This is a genomic window from Kiloniella laminariae DSM 19542, from assembly GCF_000374005.1.
GTDB lineage: Bacteria > Pseudomonadota > Alphaproteobacteria > Kiloniellales > Kiloniellaceae > Kiloniella > Kiloniella laminariae.
Window position 1 is genome coordinate 176,176 of record NZ_KB893168.1, and the last position, 23,708, is coordinate 199,883.

The 23,708-nt window shown below is 51.1% G+C and carries 14 protein-coding genes; 4 read left to right on the forward strand and 10 right to left on the reverse strand.

The window, feature by feature from the left end; genetic code table 11:
- Window positions 1–412: 412 nt before the first annotated feature.
- On the forward strand, window positions 413–2,152 hold the full coding sequence (locus tag B152_RS0118680; protein WP_020593968.1) for an OFA family MFS transporter: 1,740 nt from the start codon (window positions 413–415) through the stop codon (window positions 2,150–2,152).
- 90 nt (window positions 2,153–2,242) lie between these two features.
- Here B152_RS0118680 and B152_RS0118685 read toward each other — a convergent pair whose 3' ends face one another.
- Both B152_RS0118685 and B152_RS24345 read right to left on the reverse strand, forming a co-directional pair.
- Entirely contained in the window at window positions 2,243–4,135 is a 1,893-nt protein-coding gene (locus tag B152_RS0118685; protein WP_020593969.1) for a PhoX family protein, read from the reverse strand.
- A 192-nt stretch (window positions 4,136–4,327) separates the two neighbouring features.
- On the reverse strand, window positions 4,328–6,619 hold the full coding sequence (locus tag B152_RS24345) for a DEAD/DEAH box helicase (RefSeq protein WP_020593970.1): 2,292 nt from the start codon (window positions 6,617–6,619) through the stop codon (window positions 4,328–4,330).
- Window positions 6,620–7,023: 404 nt separating this feature from the next.
- Here B152_RS24345 and B152_RS0118695 point away from each other — a divergent pair, with 404 nt between their 5' ends.
- Window positions 7,024–7,962, forward strand: coding sequence for a sodium-dependent bicarbonate transport family permease (locus B152_RS0118695; protein WP_020593971.1), 939 nt, complete (start codon window positions 7,024–7,026; stop codon window positions 7,960–7,962).
- On the forward strand, window positions 7,959–8,270 hold the full coding sequence (locus tag B152_RS0118700; protein WP_020593972.1) for a P-II family nitrogen regulator: 312 nt from the start codon (window positions 7,959–7,961) through the stop codon (window positions 8,268–8,270). Before B152_RS0118695 ends, B152_RS0118700 begins: the two co-directional genes overlap by 4 nt.
- Window positions 8,271–8,414: 144 nt before the next feature.
- Here the strand turns inward: B152_RS0118700 and B152_RS0118705 are convergent, their stop codons facing one another.
- The 8 genes from B152_RS0118705 to B152_RS0118740 form a co-directional block, all read right to left on the reverse strand.
- Window positions 8,415–9,518 carry an NAD(P)/FAD-dependent oxidoreductase gene (locus tag B152_RS0118705; RefSeq protein WP_020593973.1) on the reverse strand — a complete coding sequence of 368 codons (1,104 nt, stop codon included), beginning with the start codon at window positions 9,516–9,518 and terminating at the stop codon, window positions 8,415–8,417.
- The gene (locus tag B152_RS0118710; RefSeq protein ID WP_020593974.1) at window positions 9,518–10,552 is read right to left on the reverse strand and encodes a histone deacetylase family protein; all 1,035 of its coding nucleotides are present in this window, start codon (window positions 10,550–10,552) and stop codon (window positions 9,518–9,520) included. The genes B152_RS0118705 and B152_RS0118710 overlap by 1 nt, the downstream gene beginning before the upstream one ends.
- 60 nt (window positions 10,553–10,612) lie before the next feature.
- A complete protein-coding gene (gene kce / locus B152_RS0118715) occupies window positions 10,613–11,539 on the reverse strand; it encodes a 3,5-dioxohexanoate:acetyl-CoA acetone transferase (RefSeq protein ID WP_026261709.1) in 927 nt (308 codons plus the stop codon).
- Window positions 11,540–11,551: 12 nt separating this feature from the next.
- Window positions 11,552–12,901, reverse strand: coding sequence for an aminotransferase family protein (locus B152_RS0118720; RefSeq protein ID WP_020593976.1), 1,350 nt, complete (start codon window positions 12,899–12,901; stop codon window positions 11,552–11,554).
- Window positions 12,901–13,983, reverse strand: a complete 1,083-nt coding sequence (locus tag B152_RS0118725) for an ABC transporter ATP-binding protein (protein WP_020593977.1) — start codon at window positions 13,981–13,983, stop codon at window positions 12,901–12,903. The genes B152_RS0118720 and B152_RS0118725 overlap by 1 nt, the downstream gene beginning before the upstream one ends.
- Window positions 13,984–14,070: 87 nt before the next feature.
- Window positions 14,071–15,210: an extracellular solute-binding protein gene (locus B152_RS0118730; protein ID WP_020593978.1), complete on the reverse strand. Its 1,140-nt coding sequence runs from the start codon at window positions 15,208–15,210 to the stop codon at window positions 14,071–14,073.
- A gap of 49 nt (window positions 15,211–15,259) precedes the next feature.
- Complete coding sequence (locus tag B152_RS0118735; protein ID WP_020593979.1) at window positions 15,260–16,042, reverse strand: ABC transporter permease; 783 nt, start codon at window positions 16,040–16,042, stop codon at window positions 15,260–15,262.
- Complete coding sequence (locus B152_RS0118740) at window positions 16,042–16,908, reverse strand: ABC transporter permease (RefSeq protein WP_020593980.1); 867 nt, start codon at window positions 16,906–16,908, stop codon at window positions 16,042–16,044. The genes B152_RS0118735 and B152_RS0118740 overlap by 1 nt, the downstream gene beginning before the upstream one ends.
- Window positions 16,909–17,039: 131 nt before the next feature.
- Between B152_RS0118740 and B152_RS0118745 the strand changes: the two genes are divergently transcribed.
- Complete coding sequence (locus B152_RS0118745; RefSeq protein ID WP_157231169.1) at window positions 17,040–18,008, forward strand: LysR family transcriptional regulator; 969 nt, start codon at window positions 17,040–17,042, stop codon at window positions 18,006–18,008.
- Window positions 18,009–23,708: the final 5,700 nt, after the last annotated feature.

The window sequence follows — 23,708 nt, forward strand, 5'->3', positions numbered from 1 at the left end:
CCAAGTCACACACTCTCCTGCATTTTCACCTGAGGCTACGCGCTCAACCCTGGTTTGTCATCACCGACCTGTCCGATTTCTAACGGGCCGATGCTGACAATCATTTCTTTGAGCACCTTCATATAGGGCCAAAATGTCCCGACATTAATTTTATCGAGACATTGAGTCCCGATTTAATTTTCCAATTAACTTATCCAATAAACAAAACTGGCTCTAAAGCTGGAAAGCAGGCATCTGGCATGCCCCTTGCTGATTAGGCCCTGATTTCACCAATCATGCCCCAGCTGGTTATTTTGGTGAAATTGCTACCCAGGGAGATCGTTTCCTATTCCGAATCCCGGATTAAAGAGTTCGAAACTCCGGTGGAACAAGAAGAAACGATAAACAAATAATAATTGAGGAGAAAACACTCATGTCCGGCTTCATGGCCATGCTGTCCAAAGAACGTATCATCGCCAAGCCAGGTTTTAACCGCTGGCTCGTCCCCCCCGCCTCGATCGCCATTCATCTCTGTATTGGCTCGGTTTATGCCTGGAGTATTTTCAACACGCCCCTGATCAAGGAATATGGCGTGGTTACCAGTGCAGCGGATGACTGGAGCCTGAGCTCCGTCGTCTGGATTTTTTCCACTGCCATCGTTTTCCTGGGTCTTGCTGCTGCGATTGGCGGTAAATGGCTGGAACGTGTTGGCCCGAGAGCTGTCGGTGTGCTTGCTGCCTGTTGTTGGGGTGGTGGTTTCCTGATCGGCAGTATCGGGATCACAACCCATCAGCTCTGGCTGATTTATCTTGGGTACGGCGCAATCGGCGGTGTTGGTCTCGGCCTGGCTTATGTCTCCCCCGTCAGCACACTCTTACGCTGGTTTCCAGATCGCCGTGGCATGGCAACGGGTATGGCGATCATGGGTTTTGGTGGCGGCGCGATGATTGGTGCGCCTCTTAAAACCTGGCTCCTCGGTGTCTTTTATCAAGCCCCTGAATATCTGGGTAAAGTTACAGATATCAATCTTATTACCGAAAGCGGGCGGCGTTTTGCCGAAGTCGCCGGAACCCAGGCGGAAGTTGTGATTGCTTCTGCTGCCGATATGGCAAAAATGCCGATCGCAGGCCCTGAAGGGGTCTATCTGGTCGGGACGGGGAATACCGGGGTTGCCAGTGTTTTTATCACGCTGGGGATTACCTATTTCATCGTCATGATCCTCGCAGCTTTCTCCTACCGCATTCCTGCCCCCGGCTGGAAACCGGAGGGATGGGAAGCCCCGTCAAAAGATCTTTCCAGCAAGCGTATGATTACCCACGATGATGTACATATTGATCAGGCGCTCAAGACCCCACAGTTCTATCGGCTTTGGATTGTTCTTTGCCTGAACGTTACAGCCGGGATCGGGGTTATTGGTGTCGCCAAAACCATGATGACCGAAATTTTCGGCTCCACCCTGCCCGGCATTGTGGATGCCGGTTTTGCGGCGACCTACGTTCTGATGATCTCGGTCTTCAATATGGTCGGTCGCTTTATCTGGGCTTCCCTTTCAGATTACATCGGACGCAAAAATACCTATCACTGTTTCTTTATTCTCGGGATGATCCTCTATCTCTCGATCCCCCTTGTCGCCAATCAGGTCAGTGCGAGTCCCGCCGTCATGTGGCTGGTGCTGTTCTATGGCGCAACCATGGTGATCTTCACCATGTACGGCGGCGGTTTTGCGACCATTCCGGCCTACCTTGCCGATGTTTTTGGTACCCTGCATGTTGGTGGCATTCACGGACGCCTGCTCACAGCCTGGAGTACGGCCGGGGTTCTCGGCCCCTTCGCCATCACCTATCTACGTCAGCGTTCCCTTGATGGTGCCCTCGGTGATCTGGCAGCAAAAGTTGATCCTGCTGTTTTCCAGGAAAAATTTGGCGCAGGTATTGAGAAGCTCCAGGAACTTGTTGCAGCCAAAACGGTGACTGTCGCCAAACTGATGGAGATTGCACCCGAAGGAACGCTTGATCCGACACCAAGCCTGTACAACACGACGATGTATGCCATGGCAGCCCTGCTGCTTATTGCTTTCTTTGCCAACCTGCATGTCAAAAGGGTTGAAGAGAAACATCACGTACAGAACACCCATCCGGATTTTGCCTCACCCGGTGCAGGCAAAATCGCTTAGTATTCAATCAGGGAATGCTGAACAGATTATTATAAATAACAGAACCCCCGGATCAGAAATCCGGGGGTTCTTTGTTTACAGGATAACAAATCAGCCGATTACGGCACCATCATCCCGGGTTACCGCGATCACTGCCGAACGTGGAACAGCAGAGCCCCCTTCAGGGAAGTGGCTGTTGCCTTCTTCACCGGGATGCTGAATACCAACAAAAACAGTTTTGCGATCCCCGCTCCAGGTAATCCCGGTCACTTCACATTCTTTTGGCCCCACCAGAAACCGCTGAATTTCACCGGTTTCAGTATCGCCGATCAGCATCTGGTTGTTGCCCATTCCAGCGAAATCTCCTTCGTTGGAATATTCCCCGTCTGTCTGTATCCACAGCATGCCGTTGTTATCAAAGGAAATACCATCCGGGGAATTAAACATGTTGTTGGCATTAATATTTTCAGATCCTGCATAGGCATCTTTGTGGCTGTTGGGATTACCCGCCATGACAAACAGGTCCCAGGTAAAGCTTTTCGCTGTGTGATCTTCGTTTTCAGGTTTCCAGCGTACAATCTGACCATAGAGATTTGCTGCCCGCGGGTTCGGCCCGCCGACAGGGGTATCATCCCCTCCGGCGTTAGGTTTTTTACCGCGGTTCTTGTTGTTGGTCAGGGCACAATAGATTTCTGCGCGCTTTGGATGCGCTGCGACCCACTCGGGACGATCCATTGTCGTGGCGCCGACGGCTGACCCCGCCAGTCGGGCATGAATACAGACCTCTGCCTGCGATGCCATACCGGTTGTCTCAGGCGTTAGCTCCAGCCACTCACCTTTCTGGTCATCATGAAATTTGGCAACAAACAGGCGACCGGTCTCAAGCAGATTGCTGTTGTCTGCACCTTCGCTGTATTTTCCTTCGGAAACAAAACGGTAGATGAATTCGCCGCGCTCGTCGTCCCCCATATAGACCACCACGTGACCATCGCCATTGACGACCACTTCAGCATTCTCATGTTTGAAACGTCCCAAAGCCGTGCGTTTTTTTGGTGTGGAAGAAGGATTGCGGGGATCAATTTCTACAACATAGCCAGCGCGGTTCGCTTCATTTGGGTGCTTGCTGATATCGAAACGCTCGTCTTCCCTGGCCCAGCCATAGCCCCAGTCTTCATTGCTCACCCCATACCGCTTGAGCTCTGCACTTGCTTCGTAAGAGGCATCACTGCTGGAGAAATAACCGTTGAAATTTTCTTCACAGGCAAGATAGGTGCCCCAGGGCGTACGGCCGTTACCGCAGTTATTCCAAGTTCCAAGCGAGCGTGTTCCGCTGACATCTGCTCTGGTTTGTACCAAAGCATGTCCACGTGCTGGTCCGGTAATTTCCATCGGTGTATCGGCAGTAATGCGACGATTGAGATCAGAATCCTTGACGATTATCCACTGACCGTTTTTTTGGGCAATTTCAGCCACTGTCACCCCATGAGCAGCTTTGCCTTTCCGAATATCATCCGCAGTCTCGGGCAACTCGCTTTCCCGATTACCATAGATGATATTACGGTTGGTGTATTCATTGTTGACCACAAGAATATCCCGGCCATTTTCTGCAAAAAGCGTCATGCCGTCGTTGTTGTCACCAAAGGCCAGTTCCTGGCTCTCCCCCGTTCCACGGGTCTTGTGATCAAAATCCAGGGACTTTGACCAGAGAGGGTCGCCCCATTTACTCACGACATGCCAGCTATAACCATTGGGCACAGTGACAGTATCAAGTGAGTTGGCTGCAACCGGCTCAAAAGAAAAGCGGCTGGATGCCCTGGCTTTTGTTGGTGTGAGAGCCGTCGTGCCCAGCACAAATGCTGCAGCTCCGAACCCCAGACCAGCCCCGAGAAAACCACGGCGGCTGATCGCCCTGTCAACAACCTGCTCAAAATCGGTTTGTTCCGGGCCCGGGTTCTGAATTTCATCAAAATCATCAAAGGAAAGCGGGGTAGTCTCTTTTTCCATCATCGTCTCCTGCGTACGCCAGACTCTAATCAGATCGCTGGCTTTCGGGTTTTGTTATATCCCAGCCCTACCCCACAGCTGTTTCGACAAGATGACAGTTAATGGACAGATTAAAAACAACAGAGGGGCAAGAGAACAAATGATGCCTCTTACCCCTCTATATAATTAACCAGTCAGGATTAGAAAACCGGATCAGGCTCTCGGTTTCTTTCTTTTCAAGGTTGAAGACCCTGTTTTATCTTTGGCTTTTGCAGAGAACCCCGGTTTACCTTTTCCGGCACCCCCGACCTTGTCGAAACGGGGTTTGCGGGTAAAGATTTCTCCAGAATCATCAGGCCCTTCATATTCCGCGGATTTTTCTTTTTTAGCCGGACGATCTATTCTCCCCGCTCCAGCCTTGGTTGCTCCCGGTTTTTTGTCACCACTCATCGGGGAAAACTCTTTCTCCGCCCTTGGCTTGCCGAAGGATTTTTGAGCTGTTTTGCCTGATTTTTTGTGGGCAGCATCATATTTGAAAGCAGATTTTTTGTTTTTCTCTTCGATGTTCGATGCCAGGGCTTGCAAATCAACCTTGCCCGCCTTTACCGGTTCTTTCGGTCGACGATCCGACTTCCAGTTCCCATCGCCAAAATCTCTTTTTTCAGCCTTGGAGTTAAAGTTATCTCTGAAATGATCTCTTCCGTTACGTCCGGGCTTTTTATTTCCACTCAGCCCTTCCTCCCTCTGATGAGCTTCACGTTTGCCGCGTTCTTCCCCTCTTGAGGATCTGAAGGTCGCAACTTCATCATCTGGAGATCCTTCCAACCGTTTCACGCTGATGGTTTTTTCCATCTTGCTGCTCGGTCCCAAGGCAGAGAAAAATTTATCCACTGCGTCAGAAGTGATCTCGACAAAAGATTCTGATTCGTAAATGCGGATTGCCCCGATCTCGTTTTTGGTCACATGGCCGGCACGACACAGCATCGGCAAGAGCCAGCGAGGCTCAGCCGTATGTTTTCGACCAACAGATACAGAAATCCAGACCCCGTCAGTAAAGTCCTGACGTTGTTTTCTAGGTACGTCGCTCTGCTCCCGGTCTCGTCTGTCCTGACGATTACCACGTTCATTGGAACTGCTCCGCTCTCCGCGTTCACTGCGGTCTCGCCCTTGGTGAGGTTCAGGTGTATCCAGCAACTCTTCCGGGGCTGGCAAGCCTGCATGGTTTAAGCGGACCAGAGCCGCCGCCACCTGTTCTGCGCTGTAACGGGAAAGCAACTCCTGAACAAAAGCCAGCTCATCATCCTTCACGGCCTCATTCAATGCGGGGTTCGCCAGGAAACGCTCGCGGTCCCGCTCAACGATCTCATCAACCGACGGTGTCTTGGCCCAGGTCGCCACGACATTGGCATTATCCAACAGACGTTCTGTACGCTTGCGCCAGTTATGCGGGACGATCAGTGCGCTGACACCTTTTCGCCCGGCCCGGCCTGTACGTCCACTCCGATGCAATAACGGCTCTGCCCCTTTGGGAATATCGGCATGAATAACCAGCTCAAGATTTGGCAGGTCAATCCCGCGCGCAGCAACATCAGTTGCAACACAGATCTGCGCCCGGCCATCGCGCATGGCCTGTAACGCGTGACTTCGCTGTGCCTGGCTCAATTCTCCTGACAGAGCAACCACCGCAAACCCCCGGTTGGTTAAACGGCTTGCAAGATGACTTACAGTCAAACGCGTTGCACAAAACACAATCGCATTTTTAGGTTCGTAATAGCGCACCAGATTGATGATCGCATTTTCACGATCATTCGGTGCAACTGTCAGGGCACGGTATTCGATATCAAGATGCTGTTTTTCTTCTGCTGCTGTCGAGAGACGCACAGCATTGCGCTGATACCGCTTTGCCAGTCCCAGAATGGAACGCGGCACCGTCGCAGAGAACAACAATGTACGGCGGTCTTCCGGTGTTGTATCCAGAATATATTCCAGATCATCCCGGAAACCCATATCAAGCATCTCGTCCGCTTCATCCAGAACCACGGCCCGCAGAGCCGTGACATCAAGCGATCCCCGTTCGATATGATCGCGTAACCGTCCGGGCGTACCAACAACGATGTGTACCCCACGATCCAGCTCCCGCCGTTCGCTGCGCATGTCCATGCCCCCCACACAGGAAGCAACAGACGCGCCAGTCATTTCATAAAGCCAGTCCAGCTCGCTTTTGACCTGTAGCGCCAGTTCGCGGGTCGGCGCAATTACCAGAGCCAGAGGAACCTGGGCCTTGGTGAAGCGCTCAGCACCTTCAAGCAATGTCGGAGCAATGGCCAGTCCAAAAGCAACTGTCTTCCCGGACCCCGTCTGTGCCGAGACCAGGGCATCTGCGTCAACCAACTCAGGTGCCAGTACAGCCTGCTGGACCGGAGTTAAAGCTTTATAACCACGTTTACCAAGAGCCTGCTCCAGTGATGGAAGAACACCCTCGAAGTGGGTAGAAGATTCAGACATGTTTTTTCTTTCGGAACAGGAACGGGTGAGGCAGCAGGCTATGGGACTATCCGTTAAGCTTAGGGCTCTCATCTTTATTACATAGCACACGGTATTGCGCGCCACCTAAGAATAAGCTCTAAAAGACAGGCTTACTCTCAATTTTCCACCAGAACAAAGAACAGAACTGTTCAATCATCAAATAAATCAGTGGAAAGCAGAGCGACTTCTACTTCTTGTCGGGATTGATGTAAAGAGGACAGCTTCCCCCTCTAGATCATATAGCTGTTCAATCAGAACTCCACTTTGCAAAAATCTGTAATTATGCCTGAGAACAGTTCATGATCTATCCTTTTCCCCTTGCCAGATATACTGCTTTCCGGTGAACTGGTTTCGCTTTAACAAACACTAGAGTAAATCACACGATGGACCCAATAATTCTGTTTTTCCTGCTGGGTTTGATAGCGGCTCTCCTGCGCTCGGAACTCCGCCTCCCTCCCGCCATCTATGAGTTTCTCTCTGTTCTTCTGTTGCTCACCATCGGATTGAAGGGCGGCGTTGAACTTGCGACCCAGCCAATGTCAACGCTCCTGCCCCAGATGGCTGCTGTTATTGTCATGGGGTTTCTTCTCCCCCTGTTTTCCTTTCCTTTGTTGCTTAAACTGGGGCGTTTCAAACGTGCTGATGCCGCCTCTCTCGCTGCACATTACGGTTCAGTCAGTGTCGGAACCTTTGCTGTCGCTGTAGCCTATCTTGGCCACCAGCAGATCGAGTACGAAAGCCACATGCCGCTGTTTGTTGTTCTGCTGGAAGTCCCGGCCATTATCGTCGGCATTATTCTGGCCAAAGGCATCACAAGAGAGACCAACTGGAAAGCACTGGCGCATGAGACTTTTCTTGGCAAAAGTATTGTTCTTCTGCTCGGTGGACTATTGATCGGCTGGGCTGTGGGGCCCTCAGGGGTCGAGCCGCTGTCAGGTCTGTTCTTCAATACCTTCAAAGGTGTTCTGGCACTCTTTCTACTGGAAATGGGTCTGATTACGGCACAGCACGTCAGCAGTCTGCGCAAATATGGCATCCCCCTGATCCTGTTTGGATTGGGGCTACCTCTGGCGTCTGCCTGTATTGGCGCCCTGCTTGGAAGTTTTTTGGACCTGTCTGTCGGCGGCACGACTATTCTGGCAACCCTCGCAGCCAGCGCGTCCTATATTGCCGTTCCGGCCGCTATTCGAACCGCTGTCCCTGAAGCCAACCCGGCGCTTTCGCTCGCCGCCTCTCTCGGGATCACCTTTCCCTTTAACGTTCTTGTCGGCATTCCCCTCTACCACAAACTGGCTCTCCAAATTTCAGGAACTCCCTTATGACTGAAACAATACAGCCCAAACTCGTTGTCATCATTACTGAGTCTGTAATTGAGACAACTCTTCTCACCGACCTTGAAAACCTTGGTGTTAAAGGCTTCACCATTACAGATGTGCGTGGTCGAGGTCATCGTGGAAATCGTGCCGGCGACTGGGGGATCGACGGGAATATCCGGGTTGAAATCGTCTGCAGCGAAAAACTTTCCAGACAGATCCTCGCGTTTTTGGAACAGAAGTATTATGACAATTACGCCATGATTACCTATTGCAGCAATGTCAGCGTGATCCGCCCCGAAAAATTTCTGGGGTGAGCGGATAATCTAAAACCATCACTTTACTAAAGAAATTTCCTGAAAAATCTTTCAGAAAACCGAGATTATTATATTTGAGATCGCTCTCAAATATAACAATACGCCCAGCCACGAACAGCCATCCCGACAGGATTTTTCTCTATATTATATGGCCAAACGCGCGGGGTTGAGTGCTTCCAGGGTTTCCTGCGACAACCGGGGTGTTCTGCCCAGACAAATGTCAGCCACCAGAGCTGACAGGGCTGGTGCAGTCTGTATTCCGTATCCGCCTTGCCCGGCCAGCCAGATAAAGCCTTCAGTATCCGCTGCAAAACCGGCAACAGGCGTACGATCCTTGACAAAAGAGCGCAGGCCAGCCCAGCTTTTGTCAACCCGGGTGACAGGCACGGTGACGGATTGTTCATAGCGGTCCAGTCCTTCTGCCAGAACCATATCGTCGACAAAAGCATCGTGAGGATCGACTGGATCCTCATCCGCGGGGGAAACCATCAGCTTTCCGCCCTCCGGTTTGGCGTACCACTGTTCCGAAGCACTGGCAAAAAGAGGCCATTTCATGATGTCGTGATCATCCGGTGGTGGTAGAAGGGCAGCTGAGCGCCGCATGGGAACCAGACCAACTTTTCTGACCTCTGCCATAGCGGCCACTTCATCAGCCCAGGCCCCGGCGGCATTTATCAGTATCTTGGCCTCAAAAGTACCCGCAGGCGTTTCTACCCGCCAGACGCCGTTTTTCCGGGCAATGGTCTGTGCCGCAGCATTGGTGACAATCTGTCCTTTGTTATGTTTGATTATCCTCGCGAAGCCCTGCAGCAACCTGTCGACATCAATATCCTGTGCCTGGGGTTCATAAGCTGCAGCAGCAATTTTTTCCCGGCGTAGAATTGGCACCAGTTCTACTGCTTGATCTGCACTCAGGGCCTCGATACCACTGGAACCTTCCAGATATCGCTTGAGATCATCGAGTTCTGATTCCGTCGCAACCAGTATTTCCCCGCGAGGTGAAAGAAGACTGCTATCGGAAATACCCTCTGGCTCCAGTAATAGAGGTTCTGATGCAATATTCAACGCCCGCAACGTCTTGTTACCGTAATTGCGAATAAAAATGGCCGCACTTCGCCCGGTGGCGTGATAGCCAAAAGCATTCATACCCTCAAGTACGGTCACACTTGCTTCCGGGCTTATTCTGGCCGCCGCCCCGATACCTGCAATCCCGCCCCCGATAACCAATACATCCGAAATAAACATCATTATTTTTCAAGCCCTGTAGATTCAAATCCCTGCAGAAATGATGCAAGGTTATCCGACAATTCCTCACACAGATAGCCCCCTTCCTGTACAAAAAGTGTCGGTATATCCAGCTTTTTTATCGCCCCAGCTATTCGGGCAAACCCGGCTGTAGTGATTGAAAAGCCCTTAAGGGGATCTTTTTCGTAGGGGTCGAGCCCCAGCGCAACAACCAGAACATCTGTGCCAAATGACTCTATCCGTTCCAGAGCTGTTTGCAGGGCAACAAGGTAGTGATCGTCTCCCGTTCCACGCGGCAGAGGAAGATTAAAGTTATACCCTTGTCCCTCGCCCTCTCCCCGTTCCTGCCCGCTCCCCCAGAAAAAAGGATAAAAACGGTCGGGATCAGCATGGATAGACAGGGTCAGAACATCCTTGCGCTCGTAAAATATTCCCTGTGTTCCATTACCGTGATGAACATCGATATCGAGAATAGCGGGCCTGCGCCCTGTCCGCAGAATTTTTTCTGCTGCAATGGCTGAATTGTTAAGGAAACAGAAGCCCCCAGCCATGTCAGCAAAAGCGTGATGCCCAGGTGGTCGACAAAGAGCATAAGCCGCCTTTTCACCCTCCAGAAGAAGATCCGCCCCGGTAAGCGCTGTTTGCGCGGACCAGTAAGCTGACTCCCAGGTTCCGGCAGAAATCGGACAGGCCGTATCGGCCTGATGATACCCCGCCTGCCCCACCGCAGATTTCGGATAATTAACATTCCGCGCCATCGGGTGGATGTTCGGAATAACTTCATCAGAAGCCCCGTCTATTCGTTGCCATCGCGTATGAATATTCTCCAGAAAGGCCAGATATTCTGCCGAGTGTATCGCCGCGATTGGTCCCAGACCAAAATCCTTGGTCAGAACGTGCTTACAACCAGCGGCTTTCGCCCCTTTTTGCAACAATCTTGTTCTCTCCGGCTGCTCGGGATTGGGAAGCGGGGTCCCATTAGCAAAAAAATGCTTTGGATCATGCCTCTTCTGGCGCTCGTCAAAGACATATTTCATCTTGCACCTCTAACGATATTTACGGGGGTCAATGGATAGACGATGGACAAGGAAGGTTTTCTATAATTTGACATGAGCACTTCCTTTCAGATCAAGAAGGACGCGGGCTTCATCAGGAGTGGCAACTTCACGGCCAAGATGCTCAACGATCTCCCGTATCTTGGTGACCTGCTGTGCGTTGGATTGGGCTAAAGTACCCTTCGCGATGGTCAGATTATCTTCAAGCCCTACCCGGACGTGCCCGCCCATCGTGGCAGACATTGCGGCCAGTTGCATTTGATGGCGCCCGGCTGCCAGCACCGAAAAGGAATAACTCTCGCCGAAGAGCTTGTCTGCAATACGCTTCATATGGGTTAAATTTTCAGGATCAGCCCCCATTCCGCCGAGCACACCAAAAACAAACTGGATAAACAGCGGAGCACGGACCATGCCGCGATCAACAAAATGCTTGAGCATGTAGAGATGCCCGAGATCATAACATTCAAACTCAAATCTCGCGCCGCGCTTCTCCCCCATTTCAGTCAAGATACAGGAGATATCACGCGGTGTGTTTTTAAACACAAGATCATCCGAACTCTCAAGGAACGGTTTCTCCCAGTCATGCTTCCATTCCTCAATCCGTTCGGCAATCGGATAAAGGGCAAAGTTCATGCTGCCCATATTCAGGGAACACATCTCCGGTTCGACCAGACGCGGCGCAACCAGTCGATCTTCCAGCGACATCAGGGCACTTCCCCCTGTTGACAGATTTAACACAGCATCAGATTTGAGTTTAATTTCAGGCAGGAAGCTCATGAAATCATTGAATGAAGAAGATGGTTTTCCGGTTCTCTGCTCCCTGGCATGCAGATGAATAATCGCAGCACCAGCTTGCGCTGCCGCGATTGACTGCGCTGCAATTTCCTCGCCTGTAACAGGAAGATAAGGCGACATTGAAGGCGTGTGTATAGAGCCCGTAACAGCACAGGTTATGATTATCTTGCTCATGGGATTGCGCCTTTATCTTTCGATGGGCAGTTTGGCTTCAACGGCAAAAGTATCGAGGGACTTAATGAGCATGGTCATGATTTCATCGACCTGAGCTTCTGTTGTGATCATCGGAGGGCACACCAGAAAGTGATCTCCCTCCACACCGCCGCGTGTTCGACGGGAATAGATGATAAGCCCATTTGAATATGCGATATCAACCAGTCGATCAAAAGCAGCCAGCTCTTTGGGGAGAGGTCGCATCGTTGTGCGATCACTGACCAGTTCAAAGGCAAGCAGTAACCCCTTTCCCCGAACATCACCGATAAAGGGGTAGCGGTCCATCAACCCACTCAGACGTTGCTTGAGGATCGCCCCTACGTTTTCGGCATTTTTTAAAAGCCCCTGTGTCTCGATCTGTTCAATAACAGCAAGCCCGGCAGAACAGGCCAGTGGATTACCGGCATAGGTAAATCCGTGTAAAAAACCGCCATCAGCCATCACAGCATCAACAATATCCTTATGGGCAATCATCGCGCCAAGCGGGACGTAACCAGCAGAAAACCCTTTTGACAGCACCAGAATATCCGGCGACACATCCCAGTGTTCACCCGCAAAAAAGCGTCCCGTTCTTCCTCCACCCGTCATAACCTCGTCATGGATCAAAAGGATATTATACCGGGTACAAATCTCGCGAATGCGCTCCATGTATCCCGTTGGAGGCACCAGAGCACCGGTGGTCGCCCCGCCTACCGGTTCGACGATAAAAGCCAGAACGCTTTCCGGGGCCTCTTCAAGAATACATATTTCCAGCATATCAGCATAGTGATGCCCTGTTTCAGGATCATCCGGGTTCAATCCATCAAGATAAGCTGTGGGTGCCGGGATCTTCGGCATCGCCTGCATCATGGGACCAAAGGGCTTGGTCAGCGTTGTATAGCCCGTCAGGGCAAGCGCCCCCAGAGTACATCCATGGTAACCGGGAAAACGGGAAATCACTTTCCAGCGTTTGGGCTGATCTATAGCAAGTGCGTATTGTCGGGCAAGCTTGATCGCGCTTTCTACGGCCTCGGACCCGCCTGAGACAAAAAACACCTTGTCCAGCCCTTCTGGCGACAAGGCCGCGACTTTGCTCGCCAGACGTTCTGCGGGTTCCGTTTCAAAGTGCAAACGATAGCCAAATGTCGACTTGTCCATTTGCCTGCGCATGGCTTCCAGTACGATCTCATTGGAGTGCCCGATATTGCATACCATCGCCCCGGATGATCCGTCGAGATAGCGTTCCCCATCAACATCCCACATATAAATCCCCCGCGCCTGATCTAGAACGGGGCGACGGCTGTGCGATTGATAGAAGAGGTGACTTTGTTTTCTTTCGGCCATCAGCCCTCTCCTTTCAGTGCGACGCAATCTTGTGGTCTAAAGCGTAGGGATACCGTGTCCCCTTCATTAAAGGGCTGATTATCAATCATGTTAAGGGCTTGTAATTGCAGGTCGCCGACCCGGACAAAATACCGAACGGCTTGCCCTTGATAATCGACCGTCTCGACAACGCCTTCCACACTGGAACGAAGGTCCGAAGGAGTGTCCGCCGCAACCAGATAGAGTTTCTCGGCGCGGATCACCAGCTTTGCCGCCAGACCAGCAGAAGCATTTCGGGCTTTTTCCCGTGGCAAACAGACTGAACCAAGATGTTTGGCATCAACGCAAACACCACTTTTATCCGCGCTCTCACAATTGACATCAATAATGTTTGAAGTACCAAGGAAGTCAGCAACAAAAGAGCTTTCCGGATTATCATAGACGTCTTTGGGCGCGCCGACCTGTTCAATTCGCCCCTCTGACATCACAACCAGCTTGTCAGACATCGCCAGAGCTTCGGATTGATCATGGGTAACGAAGACTGTGGTAATACCGGTTTTTTCCTGAATGCGTTTTAACTCGATACGCATGTTTTCGCGCAAATTCGCATCCAGCGCGGAAAGAGGTTCATCCAGCAGCAGCACATCAGGTTTGATCACAATTGCTCGTGCCAGGGCGATGCGTTGCTGTTGCCCACCAGACAACTGGTTAGGGTAGCGGCTTCCCACATCAGGGAGCTGTACCAATTCCAGCACATCTTCCACGCGACGTTTCACCTCGGCATCAGATACATTCCGGTACTTGAGGCCAAAGGCGACATTGTCATGGATCGTTTTATGGGGAAACAAGGCATAGTTCTGAAAAACGATGCCAAGATTTCTTTTGTGCATCGGAATGTTGTTTACCAACTGCTCTCCGATGCTGATCTCCCCCTCAGTCGGGTCAAGAAGACCGGCGATCATCCGCAAGGTTGTCGTCTTGCCACAACCGGATGGACCAAGCAAGGTTACAAAACTGCCTTCCGGTATGTCGAGAAACATCGGGTGTACAGCCGTAAAATCGGCAAATCGTTTGACTATATTTCTCAAACTGACGGAGCTCACAGAAAGCCTCCAGAAACTGGATTTGTTAAGAGACTCTCTGCCGCGACATCCGCGGCAGAGAAAGTTGCAGGGCAGACAGTCAAAAGGTCAGTAGCCTTTTTGGATACGGCCAAATTCCTTGGACCAGGCCTGCTGATTGCCGTTCCAGTAGTCTGATTTGGCAAAGGTCAGGCCTGAAAGAGTACCTGTTGGATCGAAAGCAGGCAGGGTCGGAATTTTTTTGCCCAAATCTACTTTTGCCGGATCAAGCGCCGGTGGATAATTCTGTCCTTCGGCCACTGCAATAGATGCCTCGCTCGAAAGCATGAAGTTCAGCAGCTGTTCACACTCTTCCATGGGCGAGCCTTTGAGAACAAAAAGACATTCCTGCCAGCCAAAACCATTTGGTGGGTCCATGTACCCGATATCGTGCCCCTGTTCCTGAAGAGCGAAAACCCGGCCAGACCAGGCTTCCGTCACATAAATCTCTTCCTCGGCCAGCAAAGACATCAATTCAGCCCCAGATCCCCAGTACTTCAGCAAAAGGTCCCTATGTGTGCGAATAGCTCCCCAAATCGCATCCATATCTGTTGCATTGTTGGGATCCTGGCCCGTCTGAAGCGCCGCATACCAGATGCGGGTACGCCAGTCACTCCAGCCGCCAATTTTTCCCTTCAGACGCTCATCAAGGAGGATTGATGCGCCTTTTTCCTGCATTTCTTCATCCGAAATATGTTTTCGGTTATAGGCAATCCCGGTTGTCCCATAGTCAAAAGGTACACAGGAAAGCTTTCCATCGGTAACACCGCGGAAAACATCGACCAGCTTGGGAATTACATTTTTCAGATTTGGAATATTGTCTTCGTTCAGCGTACTGGTCAGACCCAGTTCATGATAGCGGGCATAGTCAAAAACACCCGATAGATGAGCAATATTATACTCACCGTTTTGGCTGGCCTTCACCCGGGAGATGTATTCATCACCACTACCAAAGGTACCATCGACAACGTTGACACCTGTCGCCTTGGTAAAGGGGTCAAAAGCATGTTTGCGAAACGCTTCGGATACCACGCCGCCCCAGCCATCAAAACGAACCTCTTTTACCGCCGACAACGCATTTTTGGCAAAAGGCGTGCTGACTCCATAAGCCAGTCCGGCAGCACCGATCAGCCCCAGGAAAGAGCGACGATCCACATCACCACTTTTATAACGGTCGAGCAAACGGTCATATCTTTTTGAATTGTCCATTGTTTTATCTCTCTGTTCTAAGGGTTATTATTGTTATGACGTTTCGTGATTAGTGTTGTTTCATCGCAATGCGCCGGGCGATCCCTACCCCGATCAGCGGCAATCCCACAGTCAGGATAATCATGATGGATCCCAGGGCATTGATTTCCGGAGAAATTGAATTGCGCAACATCGAGAAGATCTGCGTTGGCACGGTTTCTATGCCTCCCGGCTTCCAAAACAGGGTCCCGGTAATGTCATCAAAACTGATCGTGAAGGCAAAGAGCATGCCGGCAAAGACAGCTGGCGCAAGCAGCGGTAGGGTTATCTGAAAAAAAGCCTGAACCGGATTAGCACCCAGGCTCATCGCCGCCTCTTCGTAATCCCGACGAATACTGACAAGGCGGGCCTGAACCACCAAAACAACAAAAGGCAACGTGAAGATCACATGTCCCAAGAGCAGCAGGAGAAAGCTCTTGTGAAAGGAAAGGAAGTTCAGAAAAAGCAGCAGAGCAACCGCCAGGACGACCTCGGGCACCAGTATCGGAGCAATCAGAAGCGTTGAGATCAGATTACGCCCCGGAATTTTGTAGCGTACCAGTGCCAGACTGGCGAGCACACCAAGAATTGTCGAGATCAGGGCTGTCAGCGCGCCAAGAACAATAGAGGTTTTAAAGGCCCGCAGGATTGCATCGTTCTGCCAAAGCTCGATAAACCAGCGAAAAGAGAAACCCGTGATCGGAAAACTGCCGAACTGATTGTCGTTAAAGCTCAGTAGAACCACGACAGCGACAGGAAGAAACATGAAGAGGTAAACCGCGACAGTCCACACCCGGATAATTGACCAACCCATTAGCTTAAGCCTTTCATGAGCTGCGCCATTCCGAAGAAACGATTGTAGATAAAGACCAATGCGCCGAGCACAGCGACAAGAACCAGTGATAGGGCAGAGCCAAGCGGCCAGTCTAGCTGTGTGATAATTGCCTCAAAGACAAGGTTGGCAAACATCGCGTCCGTTGGACCTCCAAGAACCAAGGGCGTGATATAGGTTCCTGCCGCCAGAACGAAACACAGCAAGCCACCAGCAGCCAGGCCGGGAAGAGACAGCGGCAGCGTTACCTCAAGAAAGCTTTGCCATCTGGTTGACCCCAGCGAGCAGGCAGCATCTTCGAGCGTCTCATCTATACCTTCAACGCTCACATAAATATTGAGAACCATAAAGGGCAGCAGGAAGTGAACCAGCCCCAGAACAACCGTTGCCTCGTTATAGAGCAGCTGAAGCGGTGTCTCGATCACCCCCAGTGACAGCAGCAGAGAGTTCAATGCCCCCGACACCCCCAGAATATTGATCCATGACATGGTGCGAATGATGTAGCTGATCCAGAAGGGCAGCATCAGCAACATCAACAACATCGCCTTGTTTCCCCGAGACCGGGCAATAAAATAGGCCGTGGGATACCCCAGCAACGCACAGAGGAAGGTGGTAACAGCTGCGATCTTCAGGGTATTGAACAGGATATCGCGGTAAAAGGGGTCTGTTACAACTTCCGCCCAGTTGGTCATATAAAACCCGGGTTGGTCAGACCCGTTTGCTGTCCGCAGCCAAAAGGAATAGACGACAACAAAAAGCACCGGCACAACCAGCAGGAAAAATATTGTTGTAAGTGCCGGAGCAAGCAGCAACCAGGGTTGCCGTGCTTCTCGTGTCTCTCGTGCCATCAATTTACCCTGCTCTTTACCCGATAATTTACTCAAGGATTTATCGGCTTTATTTTTTTCTCCTTAAAACCTGTCAGATGCCGTATCATTGATCAAATAGATAGTTAGAATTATAAGTATTGATGAGATTTATGATGACTGAATTTCGGACAGATAGCGCGGAAAAGCTGGCCCGAGACATGGATTGGAACCTGTTACGCACCTTTGTTGTTCTGGCAAAATCGCGCAGTGTGACCGAGGCTGCCGAGAAAATGCGGTTAAAACAACCGACGGTCTCAAGCGCCCTGAAGCGATTGGAAGATCGGCTCGGCAAACGATTGATAGATCGATCACCGGGAAAGTTTCGCCTGACAAAAGCCGGAGAACTTCTTGAGAAAGAAGCTGTCGAGATACACGGTGCGATATTACGGCTCAATACCCTGATGCGCGAAACGGTGGATGAAGTACGCGGCCATGTTGAAATAGCCATGGCAAGCCATGTCATCAGTCCACTTTTTGACAATACGCTGACTGAATTTCATAAAAGCTATCCTCATGGCACCCTTACCATTGATATCTCGGCCAGCCGTCATGTGATTGAAAAAATTATGGCCCGCCGTGCCTCCCTCGCGATCTGCCTGGTTAAGGACCGTAATCCTGCTCTGGAATACAAACGCCTTTTCAGGGAGTATTTCGGCTTGTTCTGTGGCCCCTCACATCCGCTTTTTGGTCAGAAAGGTCTAAACAAAGCTGATTTGGCCGGGCACTCGACGGTAAGCTTTGTCACAGATCACATGAGTGATGCCCTCAGGCCGGTCACCCTGATGCGTGCTGACGCTGACCTGGAAGACAGGGTGGTGGGAACCTCTGCCAACCTCGAGGAAGTGCGCAGACTGATTATCGCAGGGCTTGGTATTGGCCCCTTGCCAATCCACGTGGTCAAACGGGATATCGAAGACGGCCATCTCTGGCGGCTTCCACCATTTGAGTCTCCTCCCGCCGTCGATGTCTATGTCGCCTGGAACCCCAAAGCCCGTCTGAACCGTGCAGAACAGGCCTTTCTCGACCTGTTGCTGGCCCAGATTGAAAAAACACCGATCACAGAACGAACCTATATCTAGCATACTTCAGGAGAATAATTCGTTCCAAGGAACCTTGAGCCCACGCCCCGACCGTTTGACCGCTATTTTCAACGTATTTCAAGTGAGGCAACTTTCGGTGGCGTTCCATAATGCGCTAGATAGTTATCGTTTGAAGCCTCGGGGGAAAGTTCAAAGAGCTTGTGTATCTCGACCAGATCCATATTGCCGCCGGGATTGAAGGCAATCTTGCCATCAAACGGTAACTTCATGGCCCCCCTGTTGAATTTAGCGCCATAATTTTCCCGAACCAACTGACGTATATCGTTGAGGACCAGCTCTCTGGCACTGGTGAATTTTTGCCAGATATCCAGTTGTTCTGCCGTCGGTTTATTAATCATCTCCTGAACTCCACGGGCATTGTCATAACGTTCGCGTGGTGACTTTCCCTCCATTGCGACAATGCCGCCGGGATCAAGCACCAGAACCCGCCATCTGTCTGTCCCTGGCAGCTTTTCGAAAGAATAGTTGTCTGGTTTTACATCCAGCCAGGCAAGGCCTCTGCGGTTGAGCTCTCGAACAGCTTGATCCAGTGCCAGGCTTTGTCCTTTGGTCATTTTTCCACCCTGCTCTGCCATCATGTTCTGGGCTGTACCATTCTCTGCCTTTTCATTAATTTCGATTGATTGCGCCCGACGCACTTCAAAATATTTTGTCGAAGTCTGTGTTACATCAAAACGGGCAAAGCGTTGCACGATCCGGATAAAACGCGTGTCCACCAGCTTTTCAAGAGCAAACCGCCCGAATTCATCCAGAACCCGTGCATCCCAGGATTCAGCCACAGTCAATCTGACCACCCGCCCACTGTTACCTGCCTGTTCATAGACATAGCTGGTTGAACCACTGCCAAGGTATTTACCCAGTGGCAGGAAGTGTTTGGCGCCGCTTGGGTCAGTAAAATTGAATTCGGTCTGGGCTTTTGCCGTTTGCCCCGGGTCACTGACCAGTATCCTCGGCCCACTCTCGCCTGTCCCTCCCCTTAATGCCGGAGCTGGAGGAGCAGCATCGGCAAAAGCCTTTGCATTCTCAGCTGCCTTTTCCGCCGCGTTTTCAGCCGCAGGTCTGGTGCCCATATCCGGATCAATGTTATCATTGGCTGCTTCAAGCGGTTTATCTTCTGCTTTACCTTCATTGGCCTTACCTTCATTGGCCTTGCTCTCACCAACCCTGGCTTCCCGCAGCCCCGACGCCTGACTATAGAGAGCAGCCGTCAGGATATTTGCCGCCTTCTGCACATCGGACAGATACTGTAATCCGGCCTCTTTTTCGATGGCTTCCCGTTCTGCATCGTTGAGCTCTCGTCCAAGCTCTTTTACTTTCGCTTCAATCAAGTCCTTGGCCAAAATTTCGCGAACTTTTGTAAGGTCAGACCTGTTATCATTAAGCTCTACAGTTTCGCGAACGACCTTCTCCAGATCCCCCAGGCGCAGTCCAGCGATCTGGGCCGCATCCAGCGCCCTGATAAAGTACTTAGCCCCCTTTGAGGCCAGTTTTGCAGGATCACCCGCATGTCTTATTTCATGCAGCATATGGGCGACCTGTTCAAAATAGGACTGTCGGCCCTGTTCGGGTGTCAGATCAATCTTTAATTTGGGCGCTGTATCAGAAAGAAGGCTCTCCGCTGTGATCGACCGTTTGGCCGCCTGAATGGTGAAGACCACATGTTCAATTGCCGCCTGGGTGTAATAAGCCTCCTGGGCAAAATACAGCGCCTTGGACTGGGCATTACGCAACTGTTGTCTCAGGGTTTCTTTTTCAGGCCCCTTTGCCTTTTCGAAAGCCTCCCTGAGTTGCAGTATATCCTTCAACGCACTTTCATAGAGACGGTTTTCTGCCGTGATCTGTAAATCGGCTTCGCCAACCGGATTGTCCTTGTCATTCCGCAACAGCTCTTTTTGGGCCTCTATGGCCTGTTTATATTCGGCGTTGTATTTTTCAGCCAGGTTCAGGGATTCCAGAACCTCGGCACGTTTTCCTTCTGCGGTGTTTTCCAGTATCCATTTTTTGTGAATATCCCAGGCCTCTTTTGGTAGAGCCTTACGCGCAGAGAGATGGGCAAAGGCATCCTGGAAAATGACATCCCCCTTGCCTGCTTCGATCAGACTCTGAATTNTTTCCGTATAGGCATTGGTATCAAGAACCAGCCCGGTTTCCCTGCCTCCAATTTCACTCGCCGTCTTCCAACGACTGGCAAAACGGGCGTTGAACAGGATCACCCCCAGCGCTGCTTTCGGTCCGACAAAGCTGATATCATAATCACTGGTGAGATTTTCAGATCCAAAAGCCTGAACCTCTCCCCCGATTTCCTGTATGATCTCGTTGGCCAGATTATCGACAATTTGCCGACGAAGATTGACAAGTTTACGCATATCCTGTGGGGAGAGATTGCCTTTCTCGTAATCTTTTCGGGCTGCATCCCAGTCACCTTTGTAGGTTTCCATCAGGATTTTGGTTGGCCTGTCTACAAAGAGCAACCAGTCCAGATATTCAATCTGCCGGATCTGGGAATCCCGGAGCTGGCTGACTTTTGTCGTCGGCCCGGTCCCTTCAACAGGTGGTTTACCGATGCTCTCGAGCCATCTGTTGATCCGTACTTCATTCAGGCGTTGTAATGGTGTTTTTTCTTTACCTTCCAATACCTTGCCCGTGCCCTTTAACATGACGATCGTCAAGAGGTTTCCAAGATAATCCTCCTGCGTAATTTGATTGCCTTCCAGCAGGGCATTTAACTGGGTCAGCATCGCTGCCTCCCCGAAAATCGCACTGCCTTTCACAAAGGCAGCCATCTGTTGCAACCCCACACGGCTGGTCGCCTTGGCCAACCCTTCAGCCCCGGCTCCAAAACCTTTTAAAGCACCAATGATCAAGAGGTTATGTGCATATTCTTTGAGAAGTGTTTCACTCGACCAATAACCATCCTTCATCAGAAGTGCCGGATCCAGCGCCACTTGGGCGGTCCGGTTTAACAGGGTAAAGGCACCGGCCTCAAGGGCCAAGCCGGTACCATAGGCCAGCGCTTTACCGCCAAGCGACCTTACGGCACCATAGGCTAGGACTTCGGCGGTGGCCCAGCGGCCAAACTTCCCGGCAATGCCTCCGGGAACCGCAATTGTGGCAAAGAGTTCCCCGGCCTGTTGAGCATTGACAAAGCGGTCAATTGTTCCCGCCACACCAGTCTGGGTTCTTGCAACAAAGGTACTTCCGACTTTTGTCGGCTCCAGCACAATCTGTTCTGGAATGACATAAACCCCGTCTTTCAGGAAACCATGGGTGCGGAGTACTTCCTTATCGACCTCACTGAGCTGTTCCGGAAGGTTATGACCCGCCCGGATCAGAGCAATGTTCAGTTTCTGGCTTTCGGCGATCACCTCTTCCAGTGCAGCCTGGGTATCTTTCATCCCGCCCAGAAGATTTGCGGCCCGCGCGGGTCCGGCTTTATACCATTCGATATGCAGATAGCTGACAAAGCTGTCCAGTTCTCCAGCAAGGGATGCTTCTCTCAAGGGGATCATGGACCGGAAGAGCCTCTGGGCATCCTTTTCTATCAAAGCTGATTGATACTCTTCAATCAACAGACGCTGCTGGTTCAGGACAATCCGTCCCTCAAGTTCCTGCGCCGCACCTTTCATCAAGCGTCCTGTCTGTGCCATCTGTTCGAACATTTCCAGAAGCGGGTTCGAAGAGCCAACCAGCGCGCGCAGGTATTTCGCTTCGGCATTGACCAGCTTTTCATAGAGCTCACCGCGCTCTTTACGGCCACGGGTCCTATCCTCGTTAATCAACTCGGCACGTCTTTGATCCAGGTACTTCAGCTCGGCATCGTCCATCGCCAGTGTCAGCCAGTGATTTCTGTATTTTTTCTCATCGGCCTTGTATTCCCGCTCTCTTGGCGTGTTTTTATGATTGGCCAGGGTTTTCTCCCTCAGCCCCCTGCCAATAGTAAAATTGCCAAGGTTTTTCCGCTCATCCCAGATCTCGTCCGCCGACTTGCCGTTTGCATAAACCCCGGCAACCTTGCGCTGGATGATGGTAATCTCCCACTCCCGGTGGTTTTCCGGCAGGAATGATCCATAACGCATGCCATACATCCGGTAGTCCGGTGCATTGAAGACATCTGCGTTCTCAATATAATAATCTTTAAAGCCGTCCCGGATGGCCCGTAAATTGTTCAAACGGGAGAGCTGTTCTGCCAAGTTTATTTTAGTGGTTTCATTATCGCGCAGAACATCACCCAATCCATCAAAGGCCTTGAGGATCTGGGCTTCTTTTTGATCAACCTCTTTACTTGCCAAATCCACAAGCTCTGACATTTTTTTCTGCCGTGTCTTCGGATCTTCTGACAGCAGGCCGAGGCGTAATTTCAATTGGGCCAGAGAACGCAACTCAAGCTGGATTTGTTCAAGACTTCTCCGGTGCGTGCTTTTCTGCTCTTTAACCCGCGCTGTTTTTGCGGCAACGGCTATGCGTTCGTTAAAATACCCGTCGAGTTTTTCAGTGATGGCTTTACCATTATCGCTCAGGAACTTTGCAAAAATCTTCTGATGGGCTTCGCTAAGCCGTGGATCTTGTGACCGCATCCGGATACCATCCAACAGACGTAAAGCCTGAAGGAAACCCCGACCAATTTCTTCGGGGCCATTCTCCTTCAACAGTTTTTCAATCTGTTTCTGCAATGCAGTGCCAGCGATATCATAACGCCCTGCGTTCACAGCATTTTTGGCAATCGAACCAAGTTCGTCTGCCGAGGTTCCTTCCCTGGCAACAGCCCCTCTCCAGGCAGCGGCTTTGTCTATTTCAGCCATCAGGCGGTTACTCGATGAAACCAGAGCGGTTTTATATTTTTCATCCAGTCCTGCCGTGGATGACAGTTGTTTTATGAAGGCCTCCAGCTTTTTCTTTAACTCCAAATCGTCCTGCGTACTGCCCAAACCACTGGCCATAAGCGAGATTTCTGCAAATTCCAGCTGGATGTTAAGGCGCTGCCTTGTCGCTTCGTCGATATCTTCAGCACTTCTGAGTACAGTGATAAGGGCGCGGGCACTAACATGTGCGCCCTGTTCAATGAACCCGTTCAGAACAATACTGGAAACCACGGGTCCGATCTCAACAGGTATATTTCCCAAGAGAGATTTTATAATTTCTGGTGTGGCTTCTTTCCCCGTTCTTGCCAGGGACAGCCGTACCTGAAGCGCAAGCAAGGACGGATCGTTTGGTTTGCGCACAAGGGCCTTGTTAAGCACATCACCAGCTTCCGTAAATTTACCTTCGCGCAACAGCCTTTCGGCCCAATGCAATGAAATCCCGGCAATAACCTTTGGATCTTTTGCTGTTTCGAGGAACCCTTTCAGGGCAGCTTCGCGCAATGCCTTGAGGTCAGATAATTTGCCAAGTTTCTCGCGTTCACTGGCATTCAGGAAACCATAGCGTTGTTCTATCTGTGTAACGATATCAATAAGAGCGAGCGATCGGCTTTGCTGTACCGACTGATCTTCGCTCTCAAGGCTTTTCAATATCGCCACTGCTCCCGCGAGATCACCACTGTTCACCAGATTGCGAACCTGTTCCAGGCGGGAAACCGCATATTTTTTGCGCAACTCTTCCTGGGTTTTATTTTTCTCTGCCGAAAACTTGCGCCCGTAAACAACGGCACGCATGTCATTTATCCTGACCAGTTGTTTGGTC